The 9,402-nt window shown below is 71.8% G+C and carries 9 protein-coding genes and 1 pseudogene; 5 read left to right on the forward strand and 5 right to left on the reverse strand.

The window, feature by feature from the left end:
* The 3 genes and pseudogenes from CCN56_RS08620 to cobJ form a co-directional block, all read left to right on the forward strand.
* Window positions 1-469, forward strand: a pseudogene (locus CCN56_RS08620) (cobalamin biosynthesis protein CobG); the annotation flags it as partial.
* Window positions 466-1,119 (forward strand): precorrin-8X methylmutase, encoded by a 654-nt coding sequence (locus CCN56_RS08625; RefSeq protein WP_256961867.1) that lies wholly within the window; start codon window positions 466-468, stop codon window positions 1,117-1,119. The pseudogene CCN56_RS08620 and the gene CCN56_RS08625, both read left to right, overlap by 4 nt.
* Before the next feature lie 5 nt (window positions 1,120-1,124).
* Complete coding sequence (cobJ, locus tag CCN56_RS08630) at window positions 1,125-2,609, forward strand: precorrin-3B C(17)-methyltransferase (RefSeq protein ID WP_086825180.1); 1,485 nt, start codon at window positions 1,125-1,127, stop codon at window positions 2,607-2,609.
* 21 nt (window positions 2,610-2,630) lie between these two features.
* Here cobJ and CCN56_RS08635 read toward each other — a convergent pair whose 3' ends face one another.
* The 4 genes from CCN56_RS08635 to CCN56_RS08650 all read right to left on the reverse strand — a co-directional run bounded on the left by CCN56_RS08635 (window position 2,631) and on the right by CCN56_RS08650 (window position 7,128).
* Window positions 2,631-3,161: a hypothetical protein gene (locus CCN56_RS08635; protein ID WP_256961868.1), complete on the reverse strand. Its 531-nt coding sequence runs from the start codon at window positions 3,159-3,161 to the stop codon at window positions 2,631-2,633.
* Window positions 3,162-3,181: 20 nt separating this feature from the next.
* Window positions 3,182-4,804 carry an alpha/beta hydrolase family protein gene (locus tag CCN56_RS08640; RefSeq protein WP_256961869.1) on the reverse strand — a complete coding sequence of 541 codons (1,623 nt, stop codon included), beginning with the start codon at window positions 4,802-4,804 and terminating at the stop codon, window positions 3,182-3,184.
* Between the two features lie 5 nt (window positions 4,805-4,809).
* The gene (locus tag CCN56_RS08645) at window positions 4,810-5,109 is read right to left on the reverse strand and encodes a hypothetical protein (RefSeq protein ID WP_086825172.1); all 300 of its coding nucleotides are present in this window, start codon (window positions 5,107-5,109) and stop codon (window positions 4,810-4,812) included.
* A 294-nt stretch (window positions 5,110-5,403) separates the two neighbouring features.
* Window positions 5,404-7,128, reverse strand: coding sequence for a hypothetical protein (locus CCN56_RS08650; RefSeq protein ID WP_256961870.1), 1,725 nt, complete (start codon window positions 7,126-7,128; stop codon window positions 5,404-5,406).
* Window positions 7,129-7,407: 279 nt separating this feature from the next.
* Here CCN56_RS08650 and CCN56_RS08655 point away from each other — a divergent pair, with 279 nt between their 5' ends.
* Entirely contained in the window at window positions 7,408-7,692 is a 285-nt protein-coding gene (locus CCN56_RS08655) for a hypothetical protein (RefSeq protein WP_086825174.1), read from the forward strand.
* Here the strand turns inward: CCN56_RS08655 and CCN56_RS08660 are convergent.
* The gene (locus tag CCN56_RS08660) at window positions 7,682-8,407 is read right to left on the reverse strand and encodes a cobalt-precorrin-6A reductase (RefSeq protein ID WP_086825176.1); all 726 of its coding nucleotides are present in this window, start codon (window positions 8,405-8,407) and stop codon (window positions 7,682-7,684) included. The two genes, CCN56_RS08655 and CCN56_RS08660, sit on opposite strands and share 11 nt — an antisense overlap.
* A gap of 12 nt (window positions 8,408-8,419) precedes the next feature.
* On the opposite strand from CCN56_RS08660, the gene CCN56_RS08665 reads away from it, so the two are divergent.
* The coding region (locus tag CCN56_RS08665) for a cobalt-precorrin-5B (C(1))-methyltransferase (RefSeq protein ID WP_086825186.1) at window positions 8,420-9,402 on the forward strand (983 nt) is incomplete at its 3' end.

Here is a 9,402-nt window from a genome sequence, read left to right on the forward strand (position 1 = left end):
CCCCGCGCCCGGACCGCTCGGCGACCGGGCCCTGCACGTCCTCGCCCCGCTCGGCCGGCTGACCGCCGCCCAGCTGCGGGCCCTGGCCGAGGGGGCCGGGGAGCTGCGGCTCACGCCCTGGCGCGGGGTGGTCGTCGTGGGAGCCGCCGACCGGCTGCCCGACCTGGCGGAGCACGGCCTGGTCACCCGGCCCGAGCTGCCCTCGGTCGGGGTCAGCGCCTGCACCGGGCGGCCCGGCTGCGCCAAGTCCCTCGCCGACGTGCGGACGGACGCCGGCCTCGTCCGCCGAGGGGGCCTGCCCGTCCACTACTCCGGGTGCGAGCGCCGCTGCGGCCATCCGCACGGCGCCTGGGTCGACGTCCTCGCCACCGGCGACGACACCTACCTGGTGGACGGCGTACCGACCCCGCGTACCTCCCTGCCCGAAGCAGTGACCACGGCCCGCAGCCTGCCGACCCACACGAGATGAGCGAGAGCACCAGGATGTTCGACTACGAGAAGGACGGGACGGAGATCTACCGCCGGTCCTTTGCCACGATCCGCGCCGAGGCGGACCTCGCGGGCCTGCCCGCCGACGTCGCCCAGGTGGCGGTCCGCATGATCCACGCCTGCGGCATGACCGACCTCGTGCAGGACATCGCCCACTCCCCCGGCGTCGTCGCGAGCGCCCGCGCCGCCCTCCAGGCCGGCGCGCCCATCCTCTGCGACGCGCAGATGGTCGCCAGCGGGGTCACCCGCAAGCGGCTGCCCGCCGACAACGAGGTGCTGTGCGCCCTCTCCGACCCGGCCGTCCCGGGCCTGGCCGCCGAGCTCGGCACCACCCGCTCGGCCGCCGCCCTCGAACTGTGGCGGGACCGCCTCGAAGGCTCCGTCGTCGCCATCGGCAACGCGCCGACGGCCCTCTTCCACCTCCTGGAGATGGTCGCGAAGGGCGCGGGGAAGCCCGCCGCCGTCCTCGGCATCCCGGTCGGCTTCATCGGTGCAGCCGAGTCGAAGGACGCGCTGGCCGAGAACACCCTCGGCCTCGACTACCTGGTCGTACGGGGCCGGCGCGGCGGCAGCGCGATGACGGCCGCCGCGATCAACGCCCTCGCCCACGAAGCGGAGATCCAGAAGTGAGCACCGTGACCGGCAAGCTGTACGGGGTGGGTCTCGGCCCCGGCGACCCGAACCTGATGACGGTCGCCGCCGTGAAGGCGATCGCGGCCGCCGACGTGATCGCGTACCACTCGGCCCGCCACGGCCGCTCCATAGCCCGTTCCATCGCCGCCGAGCACATCCGCGAGGACCACATCGAGGAGCGGCTGATGTACCCGCTCACGGTGGAGACGACGGACCACCCGGGCGGCTACCGGGGCGCCCTGAACGACTTCTACGAGGAGGCCTCGGCCCGCCTCGCCGCCCACCTCGACGCCGGTCGCACGGTCGCCGTCCTCGCCGAGGGCGACCCGCTGTTCTACGGCTCGTACCAGCACATGCACAAGCGGCTCGCCGACCGCTACGACACGACCGTCATCCCCGGCGTCACCTCGGTGAGCGCCGCCGCCGCCCGGCTCGGCGAGCCGCTGTGCGAGGCGGAGGAGGTCCTCACGATCATCCCCGGCACGCTGCCGGAGGACGAGCTGACGGCCCGCCTGGCGGGCACGGACTCGGCGGTCGTGATGAAGCTGGGCCGCACCTTCCCGACGGTGAAGCGGGCCCTGGAGCGGGCGGGCCGTCTGGAGGACGCGCGGTACGTGGAGCGCGCGTTCATGACGGGCGAGCGGACGGGCACCCTTTCCGAGATCGACCCGGACTCGGTCCCGTACTTCTCCGTCGCCGTCCTCCCCTCCCGCATCGACCAGGAGCCTCCCGTACGGGAGACGGGCGAGGTCACCGTCGTCGGCACCGGCCCGGCCGGGGCACCCTGGCTCACCCCCGAGTCGCGGGGCGCGCTCGTCAACGCCGACGTCCTGGTCGGATACACCACCTACCTGGACCGGGTCCCGGTCCTCCGTCCCGGTCAGATCCGCCACGGCTCCGACAACAAGGTCGAGTCCGAGCGCGCCGAGTTCGCCCTCGACCTGGCCCGGCGCGGCCGGAAGGTCGCGGTCGTCTCGGGCGGCGACCCGGGCGTCTTCGCCATGGCGACGGCGGTCCTGGAGGTCGCCTGCGAACCGGAGTACGCGGACGTGCCCGTACGGGTCCTCCCGGGGGTGACGGCGGCGAACGCGGCGGCAGCGGCGGCGGGCGCCCCCCTCGGCCACGACTACGCGACGATCTCCCTCTCCGACCGGCTCAAGCCCTGGGACGTCATCGAGGCCCGCCTCCGCGCGGCGGCCTCCGCGGACCTGGTCATCGCCCTCTACAACCCGGGCTCCAAGTCCCGCACCCACCAGGTGGCGGCGGCCCGCGACCTCCTCCTCGAACTCCGCGCCCCGGAGACCCCGGTGGTCGTCGCCCGCGACGTCGGCGGCCCGGAGCAGTCGGTCCGGATCCTGACGCTGAAGACCCTGGACCCGGCGGAGGTCGACATGCGCACCCTCCTCCTGATCGGCTCCTCGCAGACCCGGGCGGTCGAGCGGGGCGACGGCCGCACGATCACGTGGACGCCGCGCCGCTACGGCTGACCGCCGGGACCCCGACGACGGTCAGAACTCCTGCTGCTCGACACCGGGCGGCAGGAGGCAGGGTGTGTTCACGCCCAGGGAGATCAGGTCGTCGGATACATCCCCGGCACTCACGTACTGGCGGTCCGTCGGGTGTTCGGCCTGCACGAGATACCCGCCCCGTCCCGCCGAGGCGTCGGCTCGCGAACCGACGATCCTGAACCCCTGCGCCTTGAGCTCGTCGGTGATCGCCCGAATGCCCGTGGCGTGCTCCGCCTTGGGCAGCTTGGCGCGCACGTCGTACGAAAGGGTGTACCGGCCGTCGTTGGCCGACTCACCGTTCTTCCCTGGGCAGTTGGTGAAGTTCGCTTGGTGGGTCGACGACACGATCTCGGCCTTCGCCGTACGAGCCATCGACTCGGTCCAGTGCTTGGCCCACGCCTGGGCCTTCTCCTGGCTCATGCGGGGCAGCGGATCGTTCTTCGCGTTCTTCGTGCCGTCGGACACGCAGCCTCCCAGTGCGAGGACCAGCATCGGTACGAGGGCCAGTGAAGCCCTCCGGGTCATAGGCATGGGCCCGGAACTCCTTCCCGTCACGATCGAGGCCTGTTCGCAGGCGGCAGACCGGCGATAATTCGCCCTTGATTGTCCAGACTCTGACTGCCGTCGTCCCAGTAGCCACTATGGTGGCTCGTGTCGACGTACATCCGCTGACCACCGAATTCGGGCTCTTTCGGGTCGGCACCCAGGGTCTTCCCCGCCGTGACGTTCACGACGTGGTCGTCGGGCGCGGCCCCGGCCCAGAGGTGCGAGGGTGAGACATGAAGCTGGTCCGCCCGGTCGACGGTCAAGCCCGGGCTGCCGACAACGATCATGTCGTCGGCGTCGAGCCCGCGCCCACCGGCGTCCGCAGCGCCGACCATGGTGGAGCCGTAGCTGTGGCCTTCGACGGTGAGATGGGTCCGCTCGCCCTGGTGCGACGCCCGGAGTCCGTGGGTGAAGTCACGCAGGGTCTCGGCGTCGTCCTCGGCGCGGCCGGTCGTGGCGATACCGAGGTTGAGTTCGGGGTCGTTCATCGTCAGGTTCGCCTCGGGTGCGTCGTAGTCCAGCCAGCTGATCACCGCCACATCGGTTCCCCGCCCCTCACTCCAATGGCCCGCCGCCACCTGCAGCTTCTCCGCCCGGTCGATCTGGTCCCCGAAGTTGCCCAGCTGGTTGCTCGTCCCCGCCACCGACACCGCCGTGTGCCGGGCCGTATCCGGGTTCCCGACCGAGACGATCGCGCGGCCGTCCTTCTCCGTGCTGAATCCCAGCAGGTAGAGCTGCTTGTGCGCCGGGGCCGTGTCGGACCGGTCCAGACGGTCCTTCATCGCGAGCAGCCCCCGGTAGCTGTACCGGTCGTGGTAGCCGAGGCTGTCCTCGCGCAGTGCGTAGTCGTTGATGCGCGTGTCGAGGACCTGCCGGTTGGCCTGGTCCCTGGTCGTCGCGGGCAGGCCGTCGAGGGCGCCGAGCTGTTCGGGGTAGGCCGCGAGGTAGAAGCGCTGCTTCTCCTCGTCCAGGCCGGCCCACCAGTCGGCGTTCTTCTGGGGGTCCTTGCCGTCGGGGATGTCCTTCGCGTCGAGGCCGGCGAACCCGGCGACCCGTGCCGCGTCCTCATGGGCGTTCGCCCCGCCGTACCGCTTGTCGAGGTCGAAGGGGTCGATCTGGCGCAGGATCCCGGCGGCGTCGGTGCTCGCGGTGGTCGCCTCCGCGACGGCCTCGTCGATGCGGGCGCGGAAGCCGCCGAGGCCGGCGTTGGCCTGCTGCTGGACGCCCTGGTACTCCGGGTCGTTGTGGTACGCCGGGTCCACGACCTGCTTCGGTTCGACCCAGCCGTCACCCCTGACCCGGTGGCCCGCGGCCTCCGCGTCGGCCACCGCGGCCCTCAGCTTGCGCTGCGCGGCCTGCATCTTCGTGTTCAGGGCGTCCAGGGTCGTGGCGATCAGCTGGGCGTTCGTCCGGGCCGTGCCGAGCTTGCTCTCGGTGGCTTCCATGGCGTCGAAGCCGTACGTCGCGCTGACGCCCGTCCAGCCCGCCTTGTGCAGCGGCCCGGTCACCCGTTTGCCGCTGCTCGTCTGTGTCCCGGCCAGGGCTTCGGCAAGTTTCTTCCAGGAGGCCACGGCGCTGTCCAGGTCCGCGAAGTCCTGCTTCATCAGCTGGGCGAAGTTTTCTGTCATGTCCGTCACCAGCCCCGGAAGCAGGAGATGACGTCCTGCTCCAGGACGTCCCGCCCGTTGGCGAGATGCCGCATCCCCTGGGCGTGTTCGGAGAGGCGTCCCCGCAGCGTCTCCAGGGCCGAGCCCCAGCCTTCGCCGGTCTGCGTCATCTGCGGCCCCACGGTCCACGAGCCGAAGGCCGCCGCGGCGGAGGCCAGATCGGCGCCCGCCTTGCGCAGCGGCTCCTGCAGATCCACCGCCAAGGTGTCGGCGGCCCCGGCCGAAGCCCGTAACTCTCCCGCCGAGATGTTCAGGTCCCAACCCATGTATTGCCCCCATGCGCGCGTTACCGGCGATACCCGGGGAGGGTAGCTCATGCCTCGCTGACGTAATCAACAGCAAATCGGAAGCGGCTGATTCACGCCGGTGACCTGACAGACCCACTGCCCATACCGTTCGCGACTGCACCCGCACGACGGTAGGACCGACTGCTTCCTTGAAGCAGGTGGGGAGGGTGGCACGCCCCTCCCCCACCTCACGAGTCACACAGGAGTTCCCCCGTTCCACATGCTTCACATAGGTCCGGAAAGGACCCTCCCCTGTGATGACTCGTACCGTTCCTAGCGTTGTTGGCCGGTGTCGGCCAACTCGCCGTGATCCGGACAAGTGGTCCGGTGACCCTCCGAACGGTGTTGAGGGTCTGGGAACAGCGCGGGCTGGTCACCTCGGCGCAGGTCCGTCTTGCCGCCCGGGTCTGGCGTGCGTCCTGTCCTGGGCGGGCTCGCGGCCCCGCGTGGCCCGGGAACGAATGCGGTCTGGTCGGTAGCTCTCCGGTCACCCATCCTCTGGTGGGTGCCGGTCACACCTGGCCGACGCCGGATTCTGTGTCCCAGGCCGCACCTGCCGATCGCCACGACGGCCCCGTGGTGCCGCGTGACGGAAGTCTTGGTCTGCTGCTGGAGCGGGGGCTTCCAGTACCGCTCGCCCCACATGCTGGTGTAGGCCGGGTCGACGGCGATCACCACCAGTCCGGCGTGGAAGGCCATGGAGCGCAGGCGTTCGCGGAACTTCGCGGTGGGGATGCCGGCGACGGTGCGGCGGAACTTCTTGCCCCGTGCGCCGCGTCCCATGATCTCCCGCCCGATCTGGCGGGCGTCGTCGAAGCCGAGGTTCTCCACCATGATGGCCGCGCACTGGTGTTCGCGGGCGATGGTGATGAGCTGGCTGATCGCGTCCCGGAGGCGGCCGTCCCGTGTGCTGGTGGGGCCGGTCAGCTGCAGGGGGATGGTGACCGGTCCGCCGGTGGGGTTGCCGTGCGGGTCGAGGACGAAGCACGCGAGGTGGTCGGCGTTCAGGTCGATGCCCAGGGTGCGCTCCCCGAACGCTCGGATCTCCTCCGGGCTGGGCAGCACGGCGGTGTCGGCACTCCAGCTCGCGTCCAGGTACCAGCGGGTGCGTGCCGGATCGAACGTGATGTCGTAGCGGACCGCCCGGTTCGCGCTCGCGCGGTCCAGCCACTCCTCACGGCGGTGGGAGAACCGTACGGTGCGGCCCAGGCGGTACCGGCCCCTGGGGGCATTGGCCAGATACCGCAAAGGCTCCGGCAGCACCAGCGTCACTTCGCCGGTCTCCGGGTCCACAGTGATGGTGTAGTTCCCGAAGGGTGCGCCGGACTCGCCGTCGGCGGTGAGGAACAGCCGCCCGGCATCCCACCGCTTGCGCCATTCGGCCTTGGTGAGCTGGGTCTGGTCGAGGTTGTGACGGATCTTGGCCAGTCGCCGGCCGCCGACCACGATGCTCGGGCGGCCTGCTTCGATACGGGCCTCAACGTCGTTGAGCCGGGCGGTGAGAACCTGCACGCGCCGCTGCTTGGTGAAGCGTTCGTCCTGCGTCGGGTAACCGCGGACCTTTCCCTTGCGCTGCCCGCACGGCACCGCCAGGCCCTTGCCGATGGCGCGGATGGCTTGGCGCAGGCCGACACGCTCATCGAACAGACAGCGCAGGCCGAGCTGGTACTGGTCCTCGGACGCGCGGGTCATCGCCCCGGCCCAGCGGGAGGACGAGACGGCCGTCAGCGCTTTCTTGCGCTCGGCCCGCCGCGTGTCCTTCTTCGCGACCTTCCCGATGCCGACACGCTTCGCCAGGTCGGCCCGCTCAAGACGCCCCAGATGCTCGCCGACCAACCGCAGGACCCCGGCCTCCTCGGCAGTCGGTCGGAGCCGGTCCCGGATACGCGCACCCGTGGGTGCGGCGACGGTGCAGGGGCCACGATCGGACGTACCTCGCGCTTCTTCCCGCGCCTGCCTGCCATCGGCTACCCCCTCCCCCGGTCCCATCGAACCCATCCGCTGCCACCGATCATGCGTTCCGCATGCCCGCAAACCCCTGGAAACCAGCCCGGTTCGCCCGATCGAGGGATGCCCCGGCCAACCACGACCAACAACCGAAACAGCAGTTGGCAACCCGGCTGAGCGCCCTGGCCGTCACGGCCGCCCTCGTCGCCTCCGGCGGACTGCTCACCGGCACCCCGAAGCTGACGGCCTGCGACTCCGCGATCGCCGAGAACTACGGTCTCGGCGCCCCGGCCGGCGTCACCCTGCCCAAGGACAACTTCTCCGTCCGCCGTGAACTACCCGCCGGCGACCGGCCAGACGTACCTGTACGAGCTCCGCGCCGTCGACAAGGCCGTGCAGGTGGAAGACGGCGACGGCAACCTCGTGTGGGTCGCCCACCGCGTCGAGTACCTGCTGCCCACCGCCTCGTCCTACCTCCACGAGAGCGCGGCGGACGGCGAGCACGTGCTCTACGGCGTGATCGCCTTCGACACCGCGGAGAACCAGATCTACGTCGACGACCCGAACATGAACTGGGTCGAGGTCACCGAACTCGGCACGCCCGTCACCGAGTAACGACCCACGCGGCGGCCTCCTCGGGGGTCGCCGCCACCGGGACGCCGGAGGGGACCGGTGGCCGGCGGACCACGACCACCGGGACGCCCGCCTCGCGGGCCGCCGTCAGTTTCGGGGCGGTCGCCGCGCCGCCGCTGTCCTTCGTCACCACCACGTCGATCCGGTGCCGGGCCAGGAGTTCGCGTTCGCCGTCCAGGGTGAACGGGCCCCGGTCGAGGAGGATCTCGGTGCGGGCCGGCATCGGGGCGTCCGGGGCGTCCACCGAGCGGACCAGGAACCACTGCGGGCACGCTGCGAACGCGGCGAGGCCCATGCGGCCGGTCGTCAGGAAGACGCGGTCGCCGAGGCCGTCCAGGGCCCGGGCCGCCTCCTCCAGGGACGCGACCGGACGCCAGTCGTCGCCCTCCACCGGGACCCAGCCTGGGCGGCGCAGGGCCAGCAGGGGAACATGGGCGGTGGCGGCCGCCCGGGCCGCGTTGAAGCTGATCCGCTCGGCGAAGGGATGGGTGGCGTCGATGACCGCGTCCACGGCCTGCTCCCGCACCCACGCGGCCAGTCCGTCGACGCCGCCGAAACCACCGATCCGGACCTCGCCCGCCGGCAGCCGCGGGCTCGCCACCCGTCCCGCGAGGGAGCTGGTGACCCGGACCCGGTCGTGCAGCAGTCCGGCGAGGGCGCGGGCCTCGGTGGTCCCGCCGAGAATGAGTACGTGCACAGGAGCCTCTTCGTGAGTACAGGCGGCGGGCGTGAGGCCCAACTCAAGCACACCGGCCTCCGCCCGGGCTGGACGACCGGTGCCTGCGCGACGGCGGCCACGACCGCCGCGTACACCGCGCTGCTCACCGGCGACTTCCCCGACCCGGTGACGATCACCCTGCCGAAGGGCCAGACCCCGTCCTTCGCGCTGACCGCGGAGTCCCTGTCGGGCGGCTCCGCCATGGCCGCCGTCGTCAAGGACGCGGGCGACGACCCGGACGTCACGCACGGGGCCGTGATCCGCTCGACGGTACGGCTCCTGCCGCCGGGTTCGGGCGTGGTCTTCCGCGCGGGCCCCGGCGTCGGCACCGTCACCCTCCCCGGTCTCCCCCTCGACGTCGGCGAACCCGCCATCAACCCCGTGCCCCGGCAGCTCATGCGCGAGCACGTGGCCGCCGTCGCCGCCGCGCACGACGCCCCCGGCGACGTCGAGATCACCGTCTCCGTCGACAACGGCGCCGAGATCGCCCGCTCCACCTGGAACCCCCGCATCGGCATCCTCGGCGGCCTGTCGATCCTCGGCACGACCGGCGTCGTCGTCCCGTACTCCTGCTCCGCCTGGATCGACTCCATCCGCCGGGGCGTCGACGTGGCCCGCGCGGGCGGTCTGACCCACGTGGCCGGCTGTACGGGCTCCACCTCCGAGCGGACCGTCACCGGGATCTACGACCTGCCGGAGATCGCCCTCCTCGACATGGGCGACTTCGCGGGCGCCGTCCTGAAGTACATCCGCCGCCACCCCGTCGACCGGCTCACCCTCTGCGGCGGCTTCGCCAAGCTCTCCAAGCTCGCCGCCGGCCACCTGGACCTCCACTCGGCCCGCTCCCAGGTCGACAAGGCCTTCCTCGCCGACCTGGCCCGCACGGGCGGCGCGTCGGACGCGCTGGCGTCGGAGATCGCCGACGCCAACACGGGCCTCGCCGCCCTCCGCCTCTGCGAGGCCGCCGCCGTCCC

The organism is Streptomyces sp. NRRL B-24572, from assembly GCF_002156145.1.
Classification (GTDB): Bacteria; Actinomycetota; Actinomycetes; order Streptomycetales; family Streptomycetaceae; genus Streptomyces; species Streptomyces vietnamensis.

Excerpts from the sequence above, each read along its gene's own strand:
- CCN56_RS08625 (WP_256961867.1), top strand. The coding sequence starts at position 466 with ATGAGCGAGAGCACCAGGATGTTCGACTACGAGAAGGACGGGACGGAG.
- CCN56_RS08635 (WP_256961868.1), bottom strand. The coding sequence starts at position 3,161 with ATGCCTATGACCCGGAGGGCTTCACTGGCCCTCGTACCGATGCTGGTC.
- CCN56_RS08640 (WP_256961869.1), bottom strand. The coding sequence starts at position 4,804 with ATGACAGAAAACTTCGCCCAGCTGATGAAGCAGGACTTCGCGGACCTG.
- CCN56_RS08645 (WP_086825172.1), bottom strand. The coding sequence starts at position 5,109 with ATGGGTTGGGACCTGAACATCTCGGCGGGAGAGTTACGGGCTTCGGCC.
- CCN56_RS08650 (WP_256961870.1), bottom strand. The coding sequence starts at position 7,128 with ATGGGTTCGATGGGACCGGGGGAGGGGGTAGCCGATGGCAGGCAGGCG.